Origin of the sequence: Caproicibacter fermentans (assembly GCF_014303955.1) — a bacterium.
GTDB lineage: Bacteria > Bacillota > Clostridia > Oscillospirales > Acutalibacteraceae > Caproicibacter > Caproicibacter fermentans.
On sequence record NZ_CP060286.1, the window covers coordinates 2228514 to 2247203 of the forward strand.

Annotated in this window: 18 protein-coding genes and 1 tRNA gene; 2 read left to right on the forward strand and 17 right to left on the reverse strand. The window is 56.7% G+C overall.

Going from position 1 to position 18690, the window contains the following annotated elements; all coding sequences use genetic code 11:
* Positions 1-121: 121 nt before the first annotated feature.
* From HCR03_RS10950 to HCR03_RS10995, 10 genes are all read right to left on the reverse strand, one after another.
* Complete coding sequence (locus HCR03_RS10950; protein WP_066648536.1) at positions 122-574, reverse strand: GNAT family N-acetyltransferase; 453 nt, start codon at positions 572-574, stop codon at positions 122-124.
* 122 nt (positions 575-696) lie between these two features.
* Positions 697-781 (reverse strand) — tRNA-Leu (locus HCR03_RS10955).
* Between the two features lie 63 nt (positions 782-844).
* Positions 845-2113 (reverse strand): methionine gamma-lyase family protein, encoded by a 1269-nt coding sequence (locus HCR03_RS10960; protein ID WP_187034230.1) that lies wholly within the window; start codon positions 2111-2113, stop codon positions 845-847.
* Complete coding sequence (locus tag HCR03_RS10965) at positions 2097-2294, reverse strand: hypothetical protein (RefSeq protein WP_187034231.1); 198 nt, start codon at positions 2292-2294, stop codon at positions 2097-2099. Before HCR03_RS10965 ends, HCR03_RS10960 begins: the two co-directional genes overlap by 17 nt.
* Before the next feature lie 9 nt (positions 2295-2303).
* Positions 2304-3035, reverse strand: a complete 732-nt coding sequence (locus HCR03_RS10970; protein WP_187034232.1) for a GNAT family N-acetyltransferase — start codon at positions 3033-3035, stop codon at positions 2304-2306.
* Positions 3032-4063, reverse strand: coding sequence for a M42 family metallopeptidase (locus tag HCR03_RS10975; RefSeq protein ID WP_187034233.1), 1032 nt, complete (start codon positions 4061-4063; stop codon positions 3032-3034). Before HCR03_RS10975 ends, HCR03_RS10970 begins: the two co-directional genes overlap by 4 nt.
* Complete coding sequence (locus HCR03_RS10980; protein WP_156990461.1) at positions 4063-5079, reverse strand: M20/M25/M40 family metallo-hydrolase; 1017 nt, start codon at positions 5077-5079, stop codon at positions 4063-4065. The genes HCR03_RS10975 and HCR03_RS10980 overlap by 1 nt, the downstream gene beginning before the upstream one ends.
* A gap of 26 nt (positions 5080-5105) precedes the next feature.
* Positions 5106-6494, reverse strand: coding sequence for a UDP-N-acetylmuramoyl-L-alanine--D-glutamate ligase (gene murD, locus HCR03_RS10985; protein WP_187034234.1), 1389 nt, complete (start codon positions 6492-6494; stop codon positions 5106-5108).
* A 35-nt stretch (positions 6495-6529) separates the two neighbouring features.
* The gene (locus HCR03_RS10990) at positions 6530-6682 is read right to left on the reverse strand and encodes a hypothetical protein (protein ID WP_187034235.1); all 153 of its coding nucleotides are present in this window, start codon (positions 6680-6682) and stop codon (positions 6530-6532) included.
* A 48-nt stretch (positions 6683-6730) separates the two neighbouring features.
* Positions 6731-7585 (reverse strand): EAL domain-containing protein, encoded by an 855-nt coding sequence (locus HCR03_RS10995; RefSeq protein ID WP_156990458.1) that lies wholly within the window; start codon positions 7583-7585, stop codon positions 6731-6733.
* Between the two features lie 585 nt (positions 7586-8170).
* On the opposite strand from HCR03_RS10995, the gene HCR03_RS11000 reads away from it, so the two are divergent.
* Together HCR03_RS11000 and HCR03_RS11005 are read left to right on the forward strand one after the other, a co-directional pair.
* Positions 8171-9445 carry a PepSY1/2 domain-containing protein gene (locus HCR03_RS11000; protein WP_066645826.1) on the forward strand — a complete coding sequence of 425 codons (1275 nt, stop codon included), beginning with the start codon at positions 8171-8173 and terminating at the stop codon, positions 9443-9445.
* A 626-nt stretch (positions 9446-10071) separates the two neighbouring features.
* On the forward strand, positions 10072-10620 hold the full coding sequence (locus tag HCR03_RS11005) for a hypothetical protein (RefSeq protein WP_156990457.1): 549 nt from the start codon (positions 10072-10074) through the stop codon (positions 10618-10620).
* Positions 10621-10769: 149 nt separating this feature from the next.
* Here the strand turns inward: HCR03_RS11005 and argF are convergent, their stop codons facing one another.
* From argF to argH, 7 genes are all read right to left on the reverse strand, one after another.
* Complete coding sequence (gene argF / locus HCR03_RS11010) at positions 10770-11672, reverse strand: ornithine carbamoyltransferase (RefSeq protein ID WP_187034236.1); 903 nt, start codon at positions 11670-11672, stop codon at positions 10770-10772.
* Positions 11673-11694: 22 nt separating this feature from the next.
* Positions 11695-12876: an aspartate aminotransferase family protein gene (locus HCR03_RS11015; RefSeq protein ID WP_187034237.1), complete on the reverse strand. Its 1182-nt coding sequence runs from the start codon at positions 12874-12876 to the stop codon at positions 11695-11697.
* A gap of 17 nt (positions 12877-12893) precedes the next feature.
* Complete coding sequence (gene argB, locus HCR03_RS11020) at positions 12894-13751, reverse strand: acetylglutamate kinase (protein ID WP_187034238.1); 858 nt, start codon at positions 13749-13751, stop codon at positions 12894-12896.
* A 201-nt stretch (positions 13752-13952) separates the two neighbouring features.
* Positions 13953-15176: a bifunctional glutamate N-acetyltransferase/amino-acid acetyltransferase ArgJ gene (gene argJ, locus HCR03_RS11025; protein ID WP_066645816.1), complete on the reverse strand. Its 1224-nt coding sequence runs from the start codon at positions 15174-15176 to the stop codon at positions 13953-13955.
* 87 nt (positions 15177-15263) lie between these two features.
* A complete protein-coding gene (locus HCR03_RS11030; protein WP_139104080.1) occupies positions 15264-15536 on the reverse strand; it encodes a hypothetical protein in 273 nt (90 codons plus the stop codon).
* A 693-nt stretch (positions 15537-16229) separates the two neighbouring features.
* A complete protein-coding gene (gene argC, locus HCR03_RS11035) occupies positions 16230-17264 on the reverse strand; it encodes an N-acetyl-gamma-glutamyl-phosphate reductase (protein ID WP_066645811.1) in 1035 nt (344 codons plus the stop codon).
* On the reverse strand, positions 17257-18642 hold the full coding sequence (gene argH, locus HCR03_RS11040; RefSeq protein ID WP_187034239.1) for an argininosuccinate lyase: 1386 nt from the start codon (positions 18640-18642) through the stop codon (positions 17257-17259). Before argH ends, argC begins: the two co-directional genes overlap by 8 nt.
* Between the last annotated feature and the right edge of the window lie 48 nt (positions 18643-18690).

An 18690-nucleotide genomic window follows, 5' to 3' on the forward strand; every position in this document is an offset into this window, starting at 1 on the left:
CTGACATATCATCAGCCTGCTTTTGTCGTTATGACCACTCGAGGGTCATTTGTAGTGGAAAAATGTTGCAAATAAAATTTTTACAGTTAGTATAATCTCCAATTAAGTTACATACTGAAAATTACAGTATTTTCTCCATGCAGACGGAATCTGGCATATCTTTGTATTGCCCGAAATTTTTAATTTTAAAATAACCAATGGCCCTGTATAATTTCATTGCGGCAATCAATGGCTCGCCGGACTCCAGTACAAATTTTTTATAGCCTTGTTTCTTTGCGCTTTGCTCCAACAATTCCATCAACTTTTTTGAAATATCTTTTCCGCGATATTCTTCCCTAATGAATACGCGTTTTACCTCTGCCGTTTCAACATCATAATGCTTAAAACTTGCACAACCTATAGGTTTATCCCCGTCGTAAACTATAACAACATCGTGAATATCATCTAATTGATTATATGGAATATATTGCAAACGGTTTTCTTCTCCGCCAACCAATTTATTCAAAAATTCATCCAGTTCATGGCACAATAAAATAAAGTCTGGTTCAGACCCATTTGTATATTTATATCTCATATAGAAATTTCTCCTCAAGTTTCTGTTTGTCTAATGAAATAATAAACTCTGGATCCATAATACCATGCTTTTCCACATAACAAAAGACATACCTCCCCCTTGGCGAAAGATATGTCTTTTGTTGGTGCGGGTGACAGGACTTGAACCTGCACATCTTGCGACACAAGAACCTAAATCTTGCGTGTCTGCCAATTCCACCACACCCGCATACTGCCCGGCACATTTACCGGGCTATCGTATTATAGCAGAGATTCGGCGTTTTGGCAATCTCTATTCCTTTAAAACGCCCTGCTCCAGCATCGACTGGGCTGCCAGCATCGCCCCCAGGCGCCCGCTGTGGTAATTCAAACCGCCCTGCATCCACGCCGCATAGGGCTCGCGCAGCGGAGCGTCGGCGGAAAGCTCGATCGAAGCCCCCAGCGTAAACGCGCCGGCGGCCATAATTACCTTGCAGTCGTAACCGGGCATATCCCACGGCTCCGGCACAACAAACGAGTCGACCGGCGCGCCTTTCTGCACTCCCCGGCAAAACGCCACCAGCGCCGTTTCGTTTTCAAGCAGCAGCGTCTGGATAATATCCGCGCGCGGTTCATCATAATTCGGAGAAACTTTGTACCCCAACTGACGGAACAGCGCCGCGGTGAATACCGCCGTCTTGAGCGCTTCCCCTGTCACGTGCGGCGCGTGAAACGCACCCATAAACAACTCGCGGTTGTTGCCCAGCGTCGCGCCGATTTCACGCCCCGTGCCCGGCGTCGTCAGGCGATAGGCACACATTTCCACAAGCCCCTTTTTCCCGGCGATGTATCCGCCGGTCGGCGCGACGCCGCCGCCCGGATTCTTGATGAGCGAACCCGCCATCAGGTCCGCCCCGCGCGAAACCGGCTCCGTCCGCTGCACAAATTCGCCGTAGCAGTTGTCGACCATCACGATGCAGTCCGGCGCCTTCCGCTTGACCATCCTTGCGATTTTCTCGATCTCTTCCACAAAAAGCGACGGCCGCAGGCTGTACCCGCGCGAGCGCTGCAGATAGACCATCCGCAGCCCCGGCTGTACCCGGCGCTCGATTTCTTCGTAGTCCGGCTTTCCCGAAGGAGTCATATCAACCTGCTCATAGCGGATCCCGAACTCTTTAAGCGACCCGATTCCGTTACCCGTCAGGCCAATCACGGATCGGAGCGTGTCGTACGGAATTCCCGTCACGCTCAGCATGGTGTCGCCGGGGCGCAGAACCCCGAACAAAGCGACCGTCAGGGCATGGGTTCCGCTGACAAAGTTGTGCCGCACCAGCGCGTCCTCCGCCCCCATCGCGTCCGCAAACACGCGGTCAAGCGCGTCGCGGCCCCGGTCGCCGTAGCCGTATCCGGTGGAAGCCGCAAAATGGCTTTCGCTCACGCCGTTTTTGATAAACGCCGCCAGCATCCTCTGCTGATTATACTCTGTGTTTTTTTCAACTACTTCCATCTGCGGGCGAACCATGTCTTCCGCGCGCTCCGCCGCGTCCAGAATTTTCTGATCAATTTTAAAAAAAGGATACAAACGATCGACTCCTATTCCTGTTCAAACGGATTCTTATGTATTTTCGTCCGTCGGCGAACGCCCTCTCCGCCCGCGGACGACAGAACCGGCTTTCCCTCGCGGTCCGTTCCGTATCGACAAGTATTTTCACAACGTCCAGCGTTCCCTGAGAATAGACCGCTTCAAAGCGTTTCTCTTTCATTTTGTCCTCCTAAAACCGGATTTGAGCCCATCTGCCGTCCGGTACAAAGCCCATGGAACGGTAAAACTCTTCATTCTCGCCGTCCGCCCGCAGGAGATAGACCGCCTCGCGGTTCAGCAGCGCCGTCAGCGCGGCGACCGCACAGCGTCCCAGTCCTTTGCGGCGATCATCCGGCAGCACGGCCACGGCGGATAAGACCGCGGCACGCTCCGTCATGGAGGAGCACAGGGCGCACGCCGCCAGCCTTCCTTCGGTATGGATTCCGACGGATACCGCCGCCCCATGCCGCGTCCGGTAGGACATATCCATGTAAAACGATTCGAATTCCGGAGGAACAAACGTCTCGCTTTTCGCCTCGCACAGCAGAGCGTAGATTTCGCGCAGACCGGGGTTTTGCTCCGCGTCCGTGTGAAACGGACTTTCCGCCGCACCGCTCAGACGCATGATTTCGCCGCGGCCGGAGACGGGCAGCCCCAGATGCCCGGCGGCTTCTTCCGGGCAGGAGACGGTTTTTGCATCCAGCATGCGCAGAAACCCGGTCAGCTCCTCCCAGTCGGCTTCACGGCTTTCCAAAACAACCGCGTCGTCCAGCTTTGCCAGCGAAGAGCCGCCGTCCTGAACCCAGAACCGGGCGAACGGTTCCCCCGCGCCGTAAACCTGAGCCATCGAGCGGATTCTGACACCGAACGGGTTGTTCTCCGAAGCGATGATGTCATTTTTAGATTCTATGAGTTTTATCATACTGAGTCTGTTTCAGCGATCCTTTCAGCCAAAACGGCAAGCAGCTTTTTCGCCTCGGCATAGTCGTCCTGAGAGATGACCCCGACCGGGGAATGCAGGTACCGGCACGGCAGCGAGACCGCGGCCGTTCGGACGCCGGAACGCGAGGAAAAAATCGCGCCCGCGTTGTTGCCCCCGGCAACGGCGCGCTTGGGCTGGCACTTGATTTTCGCGCTTTTCGCCGCTTCAAAAGCCAGATTGTAATACTTCCGGTCGTACACGGTCCGCCGGTCCATAAACGAAAGCACCGGGCCTTCGCCCACGCAGCATACGTCTTTCTCGCGGTCGACTCCCGCCACATCGGCCGCCGTGGTGCATTCCACGGCAATGGCCGCCTGCGGGTTCACCGCGAACGCGGCTGTTTTCGCACCGTTCAGGCCCACTTCCTCCTGAACGGAAAACACAAACGTCGTGTCGTACGGGAGGCCGTCCTTCATCAGCTCGATCAGCAGCGCGCAGCCGGCACGGTCGTCCAGCGCCTTGCTTTTCACCATGCCGTGCGACAGGTCAAACACCGAGTCAAACACAACCGCATCGCCGGGGCGGACGCATTGTTGCGCTTCGGCGCGGCTGCCCGCGCCGATGTCGAGATACAAATCCTTCATCGGGACGCTTTTCCCTTTTTCGTCCTCTTCCAGAAGATGAATCGGCTTCGCGCCGACCACTCCCGGGATTTTTTCCTCAATCCAGACGGTCTTGCCCGGCAGGACGCGGCGGTCGATTCCGCCGACGGACGCAAATTTCAGCAGTCCGCCGTCCGTGATATCCGTGACGATCAGCCCGACCTCATCCATATGCGCGTCGAGCATCAGGCTGGTTTTCGGCCGTTTTAATCCTTTTTTCACCGCGATGATGTTCCCGAGCGGCGTCAGCTCCACCGAATCGGCAACGGGTTCGATTTCCCGTAAAATGATTTTCCTCACCGCGTCCTCGCGCCCGGAAATCCCGTGCGCCCCGCAAAGCTCGCGAAGCAGTTCAAACCGGCCCATCAGCCCACCTCCCGCAGATACGCGGCGATCAGCTGCGCCGTGTTTTCAATGTCTTTAAGGTCGATGACCTCCGCCGGGGTGTGCATGTACCGCAGCGGCACCGAAATGAGCGCGGTCGGCACGCCGGACCCCGTCGTCGCGATTTCGTCGGAGTTGGTGCCGGTTCCGCCGCCCATGATTTCACGCGTCCACGGCATCTTTTTCTCTTCCGCAAGCCCGATCAGCCTGTCCGTCATGCTTCTGCTGAGCACCGGCGCGATTCCGATCATCGGACCGCCGCCGAGCGAACCGAGGTTCACATCCGGAACCCCCGGCTGTTTGGCAAAGCTGACGTCGACCGCGATGGCCTGCGTCGGCCGCGCCGCGAACGCCCCCGTTTTCGCACCCGCCCCTCCGGTCTCCTCCTGCGCGCTGAACAGAACCGTTACTTTGCAGTTCAGCTTTTCCTGTTTCAAAATCTGCGCGCAGCGGCAGAAGACCGCAACGCCGGCGCGGTTGTCCAGCCCCGCCGCGGAGACGCGCGTCCCCAGCAGGCGCTTCGGATTCGTGCGAAACAGGACGCGGTCGCCGGGACGCACCAGCTTTTCCGCCTCGTCGTGCGAAAGACCGACGTCCACAGCCATTTTATCAACCGGCTCGACCTTGTCCTCTCCGCCCTCCTGTAAATGCGGGGGCGTGCAGCAGACGACGCCGCAGAGCGTTTCCGCGCCGTAAACCGTGACCGCCCCGCCGGGCAGCACGCGCGCGTCGGTCCCGCCGCAGCGTCCAATCTTCAAAAAACCGTTTTCGTCGATTCCGGTAACGATCAGTCCGATTTGATCCAGATGCGCGTCGAGAAGGACATGCTCCCGCGCATCCGGATTGCCAAACTCCGCCGTCAGATTTCCCATCCGGTCCGTTTGCACCTTAGCCAGACCGGAGAGCTCCGCCGCCGCGGCCTCGGCCGCGGGCGACTCCCCGCCCGGGGTGCCCGGGGCGGAACAAAGGCGGAAGATAAGCTGTTCCAATTCCTCCAAAAAAATTCCCTCCTGGTTTTTCATTTCTATTTCAGCGCGTTGACAATTTCGCGGAAGCGTTCGCCGCGCGTTTCATAATTCGGGAACATGCCGAAGCTGGCGCAGGCCGGGGAAAGGGAGACGACGTCACCGCTCACGGCTTCCCTGCGGCAGAGGTCCACCGCTTCCTCCAGCGACTGCGCGTGGAAAATCTTCAGATTTTCCGGTTTGTAGTTCGGCGAAGAGACAACCGACTGTTCGATCTTGTCCGCCGTCTGGCCGATGAGCACCAGCGTTTTGACCTTGTCCGCGATGACGGGCCCCAGCGGGTCGAACGGAATATTCTTGTCGTAGCCTCCGGCGATGAGCAGAATACGCCTGTCGAACAGCGAAAGCGCCCCGCTGATCGTGCGGCTCGGCGTCGTGCCGATGGAATCGTTAAAGTACTGCACTCCCTCGAATTCCCGCACCAGCTCATTGCGGTGCTCGACGCCGGCAAAGCTTTTCGCGACCCCGACGATCTCGTCGATTTTCGCGTATCCCCAGACGGCGCAGATTGCGGCCAGATAATTTTCAATGTTGTGTTTTCCCGGAATGCGGATGTCGGAAGCGTGCATGACGCGCGTTTTCTCCGGGCCGCTGACAAAATAAATCTGCCCGTTTTTGTCCATATAAGCGCCGTGCTCCACCGGATGCCTGCGGCTGAACAGCAGGCACTGCCCGCGCACGTCCCTCGCGAAAGAGGCGGTCACCTCATTGTCCGCGTTCAAAACCGCGCGCCCGAACGCATTCTGATGCAGAATGATGTTCCTTTTGGCGTCGATATACTCCTGCATATCCTTGTGCACGTCGAGATGGTTCGGCGTCACGTTCGTTACAACCGCCACATCCGGGCTGCGCCGCATCGAAATCAGCTGGAAGCTGGAAAGCTCCGCGACCGCGGCGTCCTCCGGGCCGACCTGCTCCACGCGGGGCAGCAGCGGTTCGCCGATATTTCCGCCGAGGTGAACTTTTTTTCCGGCGCTTTCCAGAATTTTTGAAATCACGGTCGTCGTGGTGGTCTTGCCGTCGCTGCCGGTCACGGCAAAAATCCTGCACGGACAGGTTTCAAAAAACATCTCCATTTCGGAGGTAACGGCAGCTCCCCGCGCGCGGGCCGCGTCCAGCTCCGGAAGAGTATAGCGCATCGCGGGCGTGCGGAAAATAATTTCCTCGTCAAGATTCCTGAGGTAGTCCTCGCCGCACCGCAGCTCCACCCCCGCGCTTTTCAGCTGCTCGGCGGCTTCCCCCAGCTTTTCCTCCGGCCGTTTGTCGCGCGCCGTGACGGCGGCGCCCTTTTTCGCGAACGAAACCGCCAGCGGAAGGTTGCTGCCCCCGATGCCGCAGAACGCGACGCTCTTCCCCTTTATCATCTGATAAAATTTCTGAATATCCATTTTTATGATTCCTCTTCTTCCGTGTATTGGGTCTTTTAATTGTCCTTATTATACTTGCCGATGTTGGAAATATCAAGGGAAAACGGGCGACGGCGGGGAAAAACCGCCGGTTTTTCCCCGCCGTCGCCCGCCGCGTTCCGCCCTCGGGAATCCGGCCGCCGAAGCGCCCCGCCCCGGAAGCAAATCATAAAGAAAGCCGTCCCCTTTGACAGGGACGGCCGGTTTTTCGTTGATTTTCAGTAAGACACGGCGCATCGGCCGAAATAATCCGCGGCGCGGCTGACCGGCATCGGCTTCGCGTAGCGGAAGCCCTGAATTTTGTCGCAGCCGCACTGGCGGGCAAACCGGTCGTGCTCCTCGGTCTCCACGCCCTCCGCGGTCACGATGAGATTGATGTTGCGGAACGTGCGGGTCAGTTCGCGAATCATGATATTGCAGCGGCGGTTTTTCATCGAATCCCAGATCAGGCTCTTGTCGATCTTGACCACGTCGAACGGCAGGTCGATCACGTTTGTAATATTGGAATACCCGGTGCCGAAATCGTCCAGCGCAAACTGGATGCCGGAGCGGTTCAGCTCGCGGATCTTCTCGGCAATCAGCGTGTAGTTGCTGATGAGGATGCTTTCCGTGATTTCAAACAGAATCCGGTTGGGCGAAATGCCGCTTCCGCGGATGATCTTTTTCAGGCGCGGCACCGCGTCCTCCCCCATCAGCTGCACGACGGACAGATTGACGGAAACGGTGTCGATATTGATCCTGCACGCCAGCAGGTACCGGATGTATTCGCACACGCGCTCCAGAACCATGCAGCCGATTTCTATGATCTGCCCGGTTTCCTCGGCAACCGGGATAAACCGGTCGGGGGGAATATAGACTCCGTCCGGCCCCTTCAGCCTTAAAAGCGCCTCCGCCTCCGTAAAATTTCCGTCGCAGATGCTGTACAGAGGCTGATAGTATATTTCGAACATGTTTTTTTCGATCGCAATGTTCAGCCATTCTTCCATCCGGCGCTGTTCTTCGCGGTCAAAGCCTGTCCAAAAAGAGGATCCGGACCGGCCGGCCGGCGACTGACTTTCTTCTGAATTCGGCATCAGAATCACTTCCCAATGATTTTTTCCGGGCCTTGTTCCAATGAAAATCGACGGAGCTTCCGACGCAAAACATCTGCGTGCCTAAAGCGCGGCACGGTTTCAGGCGCCTGTTCCGCGCCGCTGGATTTTTGAATTAAGATTGTCCAAATACCCCGTTTGCCCCCCCTGCGCTTTCAACGCCGCCGGAAGCGGTTCAACCGAAATGCCGCGGCTTTGGCTCATGATTCCGCTTTTTCGCTTCCTTTGTGCGGTGAAACCGCCGAAATCCGCCGAAAACGTGATTTTTCCGCGAATTCATCCATATCCTTCCGAAGAGCACGGTCATCCTGTATAAAACGCTACCTTAATCCCTGTGATTTTTATCATAATTAACAATGCTATTATAATCCAGCACTCTTGGAAAGTACAGTGCTAAAAACAAAAATTTTCATATTCAGAAACAATTACAAGGATTTTGAAATGAGTCCGACCGAAATTATCGGATTTGACGAAAGCACGTTCCGGGCCCGAAAGTTTTACCGTCCGGTTATAAAATACGTATATTTGAGGGCTTTCGGTCTGAAAATATGATTCAGGGGTGAAAATATGAAAAAAAGACGGATTGCTACGCTGGCCATTGTCCTGACGATCATTCTTTCCCTGGGCGGAGCCACGGTTTACGGATATACCCAGGCGGAGCGTTACAAAAGGGATCTGCAGTACGGATATACGCGTTCGCTGAGCGATCTGCGCGACTGTGTCGACAATATTCAGATTACCTTGAACAAAGCGGTGTATGCGAACACGGCCACGGAGCAGAACGGCCTCGCGGCAAAGCTGATGAGGGAATCCAGCATGGCGAAAGCGGCGATTTCCGTGCTTCCGCTGACGGAAAATTCCGTTGACAACGTGAGTAAATTTATCACCCAGGTCGGCGATTTTTCCATGAGCCTCTCCAGGAAAATATCGCAAGGGGATGCCATCAGCGATACCGAATACAAGTCCATGCAGAATCTGGAGTCCTACGCGAAAAAGCTCCAGAAAGATCTTCAGGACGTTGACCCGGATTTCAGTTCCACGGACTTCAACGATTCCCTGAAAAACACGGAACAGGATTTTTCGAATTTCCCGTCCATGATTTACGACGGCCCGTTTTCCGACCATATCGGCCAGATGAAGCCAAAGCTGACCGAGGGAAAGAAAACCATCCCGCAGGGCAACGCGCAGAATCTCGCCGCGGCTTTTATCGGTCTGAAGCAGTCGGAGCTGACCCATACGCAGGATACGGAAGGAAATATGCCGACCTATAACTTTACTGCGAAAGACGGAGCGATCCGCATCTCCGTAACCAAGGCGGGCGGTTATATCTCCGAAATGGCGAACACGCGCTCGGTCGGCGGGAAAAAGCTCGACTACAAGGCGGCCTCCGAAAAAGCCCGCGCCTTTCTGGACGGCAGGGGAATCCAGAACATGAAAGAGACTTATTACGTCATGAACGACGGCATCTGCATGATCAACTACGCCTATCTGCAGGACGGCATTCTGTGCTACCCGGACCTGATCAAGGTGGGCGTCGCGCTGGACAACGGAGAAATCGTCCGCTTTCAGTCCGCCGGGTATCTGATGAACCATAAGAGCCGGACGCTGAACGCTTCGCTTTCTTCCGCGGACGCGCAGAAAAAGGTCAGCTCGAGCCTGACGGTCAAGCTGAGCCGGCTCGCGCTGATTCCGACCCCCGGCCTGAACGAACTGCTTTGCTGGGAATTTCAGTGCACGGGCAACAACGGCGACCGCGTTCTGGTCTATATCAACGCCAAAACGGGCTACGAGGAGGATATTCTGATTCTGGAATCCTCCGACAACGGAGTCCTGGCCCGCTGACGGTTTCCTCCTTAGCTAAAGCCGTCGTCGTTTCCGCCGGCCAAGCCGGTGGTTAATTTCGGTTAGACAATGAGAAATTTCGGGAATGGGCACTGCCTTTCGGCTGAATTAGTGTGTGGTAACTAATTCTAACCGATGCACTCATTCCCGTCTCTTTTTTTCTTTATATGTCCAATAATTGTAGCCCTAGGAAATATTTGAAAATAATTTTGACAAATAATAATTATAATTTATAATAAAAGCAGAGGTAATTCCTACATCTCGCCATCATCGAAGAATGGCATTTGAAAAAAGCGGGTCAATTCCATTTGGAACAGACGCAGATCCCTCAGGGAAATTACCGGATTCCTCCTACCATAACGCAGAATCCAGTCAGCCCTAACTGGGTTGAAGGCATTTAACTCTATATAATCATGAGGGGTGAGAGAGTTGTCTCTTTCTCACCCCTGCGCCTGTTTCTTTTCAGGGATCCTATAAAATATTCTGTTCGACCGGATTCTATTTCACGTTCCTATTTTAGGATACATCATTCGGGACGCTCTCCGGAAGAAATTGCTGACCCACACAGGGGCTATTGACTCTGTGTGAATGAAATATAAGGAATAAAATGAGAATGGGGGATCGCAGTGAATGTTTTATCTGCCGTCGTCAGTGCTCTGAAAAAACACCGGCTATTATACTCGGTTGTTTTGACAGGGGTTGTTGCGCTGGTGGCCGGAATCGTGCTTGGCGTCTTTCTGGAGCGGAATGCGGGACTGTCGCTGTCCGATCGTCTCGAACGTCGAATCGGCACGGCGAACGCCAAGATTGTGTCATGCACAAAAACGGGATCGTCGCTTAAACTCACAGTAGACTTCAAAAATGTTTCACCGGGAGAAGAAGTGCCGTCCATGTCTTCATCCGATTCTATGCCGCAAATCTGGGATATCGCAAACTACGGGATAGCCGTTGCATCCGTGCAGGAGGAATTGATCTCCAATTCGCGGGAAAGCGACATTGACCGCGTGGCCATCGTCTGTCAGCATCAGGGGGAAGCACTGGTCACAATCACGGGTGACCGGGCGCCGAAAAGCGAGGCCCCATTCGGCAATTTTGAAGCACACAACTCCGATGGGTCAACGGTAACTCTTGGTTTCTTTTGGCAGAACGATTCCTCCGCATCATCCGTCCCGTAACGGTCAGGCTGGGGCGCGCGCAGGTCGTCTCGTTCCGGAAATCCGAGGCTCAAGCCCCCTTGCGCCGCCCCCCCAACACACAGCGTTTCTAAAACGGCACGCAGTTCAGGGTCACCCCAAACTGCGTGCCGACTTTCTGTTTCCGCGAATTACCCAAGAAGTTTGACCAGAACCGCCTTCTGCGCGTGCAGGCGGTTTTCCGCCTCGTCGAAAATTTCTTTCGAGTGGCTTTCGAACACTTCCTCCGTGATTTCCTCCCCACGGTGGGCGGGCAGGCAGTGCTGCACGATCGCATCCGGTTTTGCCGCTTTCATCACCGTGCCGTTAATCTGGTATCCCGCAAAATCTCTGCGGCGCTGCTCCGCTTCGTCCTCCTTGCCCATGGAGGCCCACACGTCCGTGATGACCACATCGGCGCCGCGGGCGGCTTCCGCCGGGTCCGCCGTCATGCTGAACGCCGGGTGCGTCACGGCAAAATCCAGTACGTCCTGCGCGGGCTTATACCCGGACGGACAGGCGACGGCGACTTCCATTTTCATTTTCAGAGCGCCGACGATCAGCGAGTTCATCATGTTGTTTCCGTCGCCGATGAAGCAGAGCTTGAGCCCTTCCAGCGCGCCCTTGTACTCGCGGATGGTCATCAGGTCCGCCAGAACCTGGCACGGATGGGCATAATCCGTCAGGCCGTTGATGACCGGAACGGTTCCGTTCGCTGCGAGCGCATCGACCTCCGACTGCCTGAACGTGCGGATCATGATTCCGTTTAGATACCGGGACAGCACGCGGGCGGTGTCCTGGACCGGTTCGCCGCGGCCGATCTGCAGGTCGTCGGAAGAAAGGAAGATCGGCAGGCCGCCGAGCTGATACATGCCGACCTCGAACGAGACGCGCGTGCGGGTGCTGGCCTTTTCAAAAATCATGCCGAGCGTCTTTCCCGCAAGATGCGGGTGCGCGATGCCGTGCTTCTGCTCATATTTCAGTTGGTCCGCCAGGTTGAGGATCTCCGCGATGTCTCCCGCGGTCAGGTCCATCATCTTTAATAAATGGTTCACGTCGGTTCCCTCCTGCCGTAAATTACGGTTCATATGTGTCCAGTACTTCCCGAAGAATCGCGAGTCCTTTGTCCGCTTCGTCCTTGGAGATGACAAGGGGCGGCAGCAGGCGGAGGACGTCCTTCGCGGTCAGAATCAAAAGCCCGCGTTCCGCGCATTTCACCGCGATTTCGCCGACGCTGCCGTGGGCCGGCTTCGCGCCAAGCATCAATCCCATGCCTCGCACGGAGGAAACCCCGTGCATTTCCGCGAGCTTTTCGGCAAAATAATTTCCTTTTTCCCGCACGTCTTTTAAAAATTCAGGTTCGGCCAGGCGCTTCATCACAACCAGCGCGCCCGCGCAGGCAATCGGGTTGCCGCCGAAAGTCGAGCCGTGCGTGCCGGGACCCAAAACATCCGCGAACGGTTCGGCGCACAGGCACGCGCCGAGCGGAAGGCCGGAAGCAAGCCCCTTGGCGCTTGTCACGACGTCCGGCACAACGCCGTAATTCCGGTAGCTGTAAAAGGTTCCCGTGCGGCCGACGCCGGTCTGCACCTCGTCGACAATCATCAGGATTTTCCGCTGTGTGCAGAACGCGCGCAGTTCTTCGACGAACGCTTTGTCCATCGGCACCACGCCGCCCTCGCCCTGAATCAGTTCGAGCATGACGGCGCAGGTCTTTTCCGTCACGGCGTCTTTCACGCTTCGCAGGTTCGGCTCCGCGTAGGAAAAGCCGGTTGTCAGCGGGGCAAAGTACTCGTGAAACTCGTTCTGCCCGGTCGCGGCGAGCGTCGTGACCGTCCTGCCGTGAAAGGAGTTTTTCAGCGTTACGATTTCTGTGCGGCCCGGGCCCAGCCGGTCTGTTCCGTACTTGCGCGCGAGCTTGACCGCGCACTCGTTCGCCTCCGCGCCGGAGTTTGCGAAAAACACCTTTGACATTCCGCTGAGCCTGCACAGGTTCTCCGCCGCCGCCGTCTGAACCGGGCTGTAATATAAATTGGAGATATGCTGCAAAGTCCCCGCCTGCTTTGCGACGGCGGCCGACCATTCCGGGTCGCAGAAGCCGAGCGAATTCACTCCGATTCCGCTGGTAAAATCAATATATTGTTTTCCGTTCACATCGGTTGCGGTCGCGCCTTTCCCGGAAACAAGCGCGACTTGAAAACGGGAATAAACGGGCATGATATTCTGCTGTTCCTGCTGTTTTACCGCTTCAAAGGTCATTGTGGAATCCCTCCGTCCTAGTACATCATGGTTCCGATCCCCTCATCGGAAAACAGTTCAATCAGGATCGAATGGGGAATTCGACCGTCGATGATATGGGCGCGCTCGACTCCTCGTCGCACGGCGTCCACGCAGCAATCGATTTTGGGAATCATTCCGCCGCTGATGATCCCCTGATTCCGCAGCTTCGGCACGTCGCTGACATTGACGACGGGAATCAGCGTGGTCTCGTCGTTTTTATCGCAGAGAAGGCCGCGAACGTCGGTCATCAGAATCAGCTTTTCCGCCCGCAGCTCCGCCGCGATCCGGGCCGCCGCGATATCCGCGTTGATGTTGTAAACCTCTCCGTTCCCGCCGCCCGCGACGGTCGAAATGACCGGGATATACCCGTTTTCCGTCGCGTGATGGATCACCGCCGGGTTAATTTTCGTAATCTCCCCAACATAGCCGAGGTCTTCGCCCCCGTCCAGCTTTTTCGCGGTCATCAGCCCGTCGTCCAGCCCGCAAAGCCCGATGGCGCGCCCGCCGTGCCGTTCCAGCAGCTGCACCAGGTCCTTGTTGACCTTGCCGGCCAGCACCATCTGGACGATATCAATGGTTTCACGGTCGGTGTAGCGCAGCCCGCCCACAAAGCGGCTCTCCTTGCCGATTTTCCCGAGCATCGCGCTGATTTCCCTGCCGCCGCCGTGCACCACGACCACGCGGATGCCGATCAGCTGCATCAGCACAATGTCGCTCATGACGGCGTCTTTCAGCTTTTCATCGACCATCGCGCTGCCGCCGTATTTCACCACAATGGTTCTGCCGGCGTGAGTCTGGATGTACGGCAGGGCCTGCACCAGCACCTGAGCCCGGTCCGTGTTTGAGATCTGCATATGCGTTGTCTCCTGTCTCGCGGCGGGTTGCCGCTCCCTTCTGCCCCTCAATTTCACAGGCAGAGTATTTTTCGTTCCGTTCGGCAAAACAGTAATCAGGCTCCTCTTTGGACCGTCCATGAGGACGAAACTCGACGGGCGCTTGAAGATTTTGAAAGCCTTGAACGCCGCAGGCGCGTCCCGACCGGATGGTCCGGCCGGTCAGGTGCGGTAGTCGCCGTTGATTTTTACATAGTCGTAAGTAAGGTCGCAGCCGAACGCCGTCGCCCGCGCGTCCCCGTCGCGGAGTTTTACGAGGATGGTAACCTCGTCCTCCGAAAGGACTTTTTTTGCCAATTCCTCGCTGAACGGAATCCCCGCGCCGTTTTCGCAAACCGAAAGCCCGCCGGCTTTTGAAGCGAAAGAAACGTCGACTCTGCCAACGTCCGTTTCGGCCCCGCAGTATCCGACGGCGCAGAGGACGCGGCCCCAGTTCGCGTCCGCGCCGAACATCGCGGCTTTCACAAGACTGGAACAGATTACTCCCTTTGCGGCTTTCTTTGCGTTTTCCTCGTCCTTCGCTCCGGTCACCGTACAGATAAGCAGACGGGAGGCTCCTTCCCCGTCCTTTGCAAGCATCCGCGCAAGCGCGGTGCACAGCTCCAGAAGCGCCCCGGCAAAGATTTCGTAATCCTCGCCTTCCGCTTTTGTGAGTTCCGGATTTCCCGCTAAACCGGAGGCCATCACGGCGCAGGTGTCGTTGGTGGAGGTATCCCCGTCGACGCTGACCATGTTGAAGCTTTTGTCCACGGCCGCGCGCAGCGCCGTATCCAGCACCGGGGCGGAGACCGCCGCGTCCGTCGTCACAAAGCAGAGCATGGTTCCCATATTCGGGTGAATCATGCCGGAGCCCTTCGCAATGCCGCCGATCCTCACGGTTTTCCCGCCGAGTGTGCATTTCACCGCGAGGTTTTTGACGACGGTGTCGGTCGTCATGATTGCTTTCGCCGCTTCGAGCGAGCCGTCCTTCGACAGCAGGGAGGCAAGCTGCGAAACGCTGTTTTCAATCGGTTCGATCGGCAGCGGCACGCCGATGACCCCGGTGGAAGCCACGATCACGTCGTCCTCCCTGATTCCGAGCGCCTTTGCCGCCGCGCGGCACATGCGCTCCGCCTTTTCCACCCCGTCCGCGTTGCAGGTGTTCGCGTTGCCGCTGTTGACGATCACCGCGCGGGCGGTACCGTCCTTTAAATGTTCTTTCGTCACCAGAATCGGCGCGCCTTTGACCAGATTCTGCGTGTAAACCGCCGCGGCGCTGCACGGCACCGCCGAACAGATCATCGCAAGGTCCGGTTTCGACGTGTTTCTCCGAATGCCGCAGTGCATTCCCCACGCGGTGAACCCCCGCGCGGCGGTCGCGCCGCCCTCCACAAACTGAATTGCCATTTTTTCAGCCTCCCGTGTTGATCCTGCCCGCGCGGGAGGATGTTTTCTCCGCCGTTTCAGGAATTAAATTCAGGAACTTTTTTTCAATCACTGTTCCTTTGGTGAATCGCTGATAAGATGCCGGGCGTACTCCTGATTCTCTTTGTTCACATAGAGATAGTACCTCTTCCGATAGGCGGGGTTTTCGCCCATGCGCGCCATCGAGTTGATCCTCCGCTCCGAGCCGAACGGGTCCATTTTGATGCGGTCCCTGATTCTGTAATCATACTCGATCCCATTCTGATCCAGGATTCGGCGCAGCCGGTTGAATTCCTCCATGGAATACCCCAGCCAGAGTTCGGTTCTCTGCCAAAACCACATGGTCAACACCCTTTCTCTGTTTTTTTCGATTCTGCCACAAAACAAGAGTGATTTTCCAATCAGAATAACGCACACAGCTGTTGTTCTTCTGGGGCAAGGTGCCCCTTAACCCTAATTTTTTCTAATTTTCTCTCTGTCCTCAGGCCGGACAGGGACGCAAAGCGTCTATCGCGCTACGCGGCCTTGAGCCTTAGAAACAGAAAGAAATAAATCTCTGTTCTCAACTTAGGAACCCTCAACTGGGGGCTATGAGAAAGTAATAGTTAGGGGACTTCAACTTCCCGTCGAGGAAGGTACCTAACCGTCCCCCCTACACCCCCGGCACCTGTCAAGGGACCCGCTCCAATTCTCAAGTGTTGTGCTTTTCATTGACGGTCCCATTCTTTCCCTGCGTGCTTAGTTAGAAAGCATACAGAGAATTGTCAGTTGCTAAAGTTAACTGTTGCAGCGCATAGAGAATCCACAGGCGTAATAGCAAGTTTTCTAAGATGAATGAGATTGGAATATCGACGGCTTGAGTCAAGGCAAGCTAATGACTTACAGTTGCCCTCTCATAAAGCAGTGGCTTTTCTCCGGAGCCCCGTCGCCAATGAGAAGCAGTGGGCTTTAGAACATCGCTTTTCCCTTTGACAGGTGCCGGGGGCGTGCCGCGCTGCACGCAGCGCGAAAGACGCTTTGCGTCCAAAAAGGCACTCAGAACGCGGGAGAAATCGCCGTCAGGCCGGTCTTTTCGTCAAGCCCGAACAGAAGATTCATATTCTGCACCGCCTGCCCCGCCGCGCCCTTGACCATGTTGTCGATCGCGGAGATCGCGATCAGCATGGAGTCGTGCGGGTCAAAATGAAGAGAAATGTCGCAGAAATTCGACAGGCGGACGTTCCTGATGTCCGCGGCTTTGCCCTCGGGCAGAAGCCGGATAAAATACTCGCCTGCATACTGCTTCTCATACGCCGCTCGCACCTCGTCCGGCGTCGCGCCGTCTTTCAGCCGCGCGTAGCAGGTCGCGAGGATTCCCCGGTTCACCGGCAGCAGATGCGGCACAAACGTGACGGTCACGTCTTTACCGGAGATCCGCCGCAGGGACTGCTCCATTTCCGGATTGTGCCGGTGGCTCGCCACCTTGTAAGCCGAACAGCTTTCGTTCAGCTCCGCAAAATGCGTGTTCTGCGTCAGGCCGCGCCCCGCGCCGGTCACGCCGGTCTTGCAGTCCGCGACGATCCCTTTGTACTCGATGAATCCGCCGGCCAGCGCCGGCGCCAGCGCAAGCGGCACCGCCGTGGTAAAGCAGCCCGGATTCGCAACGATTTTTTTTCCCCTGATTTCGTCGCGGAACAGCTCCGGCAGGCCGTAGGCCGCCTGCCCGTGCAGCTCCGGGTGGGCGAACGTGCCGTTGTACCACTTTTGATAGTCTTCCTCGTTTTTCAGGCGGAAGTCCGCGCCGAGGTCGATAAACGCTTTTCCCTGTTCAAAGCACTCCGCGGCCAGCTCCTGTGAAAGGCCGTGCGGCAGGGCGGCGAACACGACGTCGCTTTTTTCAACGGCCTCTTCCTGCGTGCCGCAGACGATATCGCAGAGCTGGTAGTACGCCGGGTAAATTTCGCTGAGGCGCTGCCCGGTAAAGCTGACGGAGCTCGCCGCCGCCAGTTCCGCCTGCGGATGCTGCGAAAGCAGCCTTGCCAGCTCCGCGCCCGCGTATCCGGTCGCTCCGACGATTCCGGCCTTAATCATCTTCTGTTCCCTCCAGCAGCTTTAAAACCCGGTTTGCCTGAAACTCCACGTTCTTCGGCGCCGGGCCGCCGAGAACCTTCCGGCCGTTAACGCAGCGCTCCAGCGAAATCGCGTCGTAAACGGATTTATCAAACAGTTCGCTCCGCTTTTTATACTCCTCAAGCGGAAGCGTTTCGAGCGTCAGGCCCCGCTCAATACATTCCGCGACCAGCTCGCCCGTAATTTTGTACGCGGTGCGAAACGGCATCCCCTTTCCGACCAGATAATCCGCGCAGTCCGTCGCGTTGATGAATCCCTTCGCCGCGGCGGCGCGCATGTTTTTCGGCAGAACCTTCATCGTGTCAATCATCGGGGTAAACGCCGTCAGGCAGAGTTTTAAGGTGTCGACCGCGTCGAAAATCGCTTCCTTGTCCTCCTGCAGATCTTTATTATAGGCAAGGGGAAGGCCCTTCATCATTGCAAACAGCGTCGTCATGTCGCCGATGGCCCGGCCGCTCTTGCCGCGCACCAGCTCCGCGATATCCGGGTTCTTTTTCTGCGGCATGATGCTCGACCCGGTCGAAAACGCGTCGTCCAGCTCGATGAATTTAAATTCCCAGGAGCACCAGAGGACGATTTCCTCCGAAAAACGGGAGAGATGCACCATTGCAATCGAGATGCAGGAAGCAAGCTCCAGGCAGAAATCCCGGTCGGAAACGCCGTCCAGACTGTTCTGCGTCGGGCCGGAGAAGCCGAGCAGGGAAGCGGTGCGCTCCCGGTCGATGGGATAGGTCGTCCCCGCCAGCGCGCAGGAACCGAGCGGGCAGAAATCCATCCGTTTCACCGCGTCCTCCAGGCGGGACGCGTCGCGCAGGAACATCTCGGCGTAAGCCATCAGGTGATGCCCGAACGTAATGGGCTGCGCTCGCTGCATATGGGTGTAGCCCGGCATCACGTCGCCGCTGTGCTCCAGCGCTTTTTTGCACAGCACCCGAATCAGCCCGTTCAGCTGGTTTTTCAGCCCCGCGCACTGCTTTTTCAGGTGGAGGCGCAAATCGACGGCAACCTGATCGTTCCGGCTGCGCGCGGTGTGCAGGCGCTTGCCCGCGTCGCCCAGGCGGGCGGTAAGCTCGCCCTCCACAAAGGTGTGGATATCCTCGGCCTGCGGGTCGATGGAAAGCGTCCCGCTCTTGAAATCCGCGAGGATTCCGGTTAGGCCCCCGCGGATTTTTTCCGCCTCGTCCTTTTGAATCACGCCGCACTCGCCCAGCATGGCCGCGTGCGCGATGCTGCCCTCAAGATCCTCCTCCGCCATCCGGCTGTCAAAAGAAATCGAGGAGTTGAAATCATTGACCTTGCTGTCCAGTTCCTTGTGGAACCGGCCCGCCCAAAGCTTCAAAAAAGCTTCCCCCTCACACAAATCAGAAATAAAAGGAAGGGTTCGGCC